Source organism: Exiguobacterium sp. SH0S7, assembly GCF_004337195.1.
GTDB lineage: Bacteria > Bacillota > Bacilli > Exiguobacteriales > Exiguobacteriaceae > Exiguobacterium > Exiguobacterium aurantiacum_A.
On record NZ_SJVA01000030.1, the window covers coordinates 1 to 918 of the forward strand.

Here is a 918-nt window from a genome sequence, read left to right on the forward strand (position 1 = left end):
TGAACTGCTCCCCGTCAAGTAGACAGGGTAAATAATGAAAACCAGCCTAGGCGGCTTGAGCCCTGTATTCGACAGGGCTCAAGCCGTTTAGTCGTTTCTGGAGACGATCATGGTTGTAGAACGATATGTAGGCCTCGATGGCCGACGTGAGTTCGCTATAGGCCTGGAACTCACGCAGGTAGTACATCTCGACTTTCAGGGTACCCCAAAAACCCTCGATCGGGGCGTTGTCGAGACAACGTCCGACGCGAGACATGCTGTGGGTCAGTTTTGCGTCTTCCACCATGCGTTTGAACCCTCTCGATGTATATTGAAACCCTCGGTCGCTATGGATCATCGGACCCGCTCCTGTACGGAGCCCCGCGATCGCTGGGATCATCGTCTGGAAGACGAGCCCATTGTTGTTGGATTTCCCGATGCGATAGGCGACGATCGAGCCGTCATAGAGGTCGATGATCGCGCTCAGATACGCCCTCCTCCCGGCGCCATATTTGAACTCGGTGATGTCGGTGCACCATTTCTCGTCCGGTCGGGACGCGCTGAATTCTCGGTTCATCAGGTTCTCGGCCACATGCTGCGGTGAAGACTTTTTGTACCGTTTTCGCTTCTGGCGGATGACCGAACGGATCTCGTGGATGCGCATGAGACGATAGACCCGCTTCTCGTTGTATGCCGGCAGGCCATGCTGGCGTCGTCTCCGATTGACCGTCATGGTGATCCGTCGATACCCGTAGGTCCCGTTCACCAGGTCGTAGAGGAGACGGATGTCCTCCAGTAGACTCAAGTTCTCTTCCTCGCGTACCGAGACGGTACGTTTTAACCATTTATAATAGGCGGCCCGTGAGACCTGCGCGATCTCGCATAAGAGCACGACCGGGAACGTGTCGCTTATCGACATTTCCTTGATGGCCGTGTAAC

At 55.2% G+C, this 918-nt stretch carries 1 protein-coding gene; it reads right to left on the reverse strand.

The window, feature by feature from the left end:
• Nucleotides 1–46 precede the first annotated feature (46 nt).
• Nucleotides 47–918: IS3 family transposase (locus EVJ22_RS15240; RefSeq protein ID WP_131444267.1), on the reverse strand; the 872-nt coding region annotated here is incomplete at its 5' end.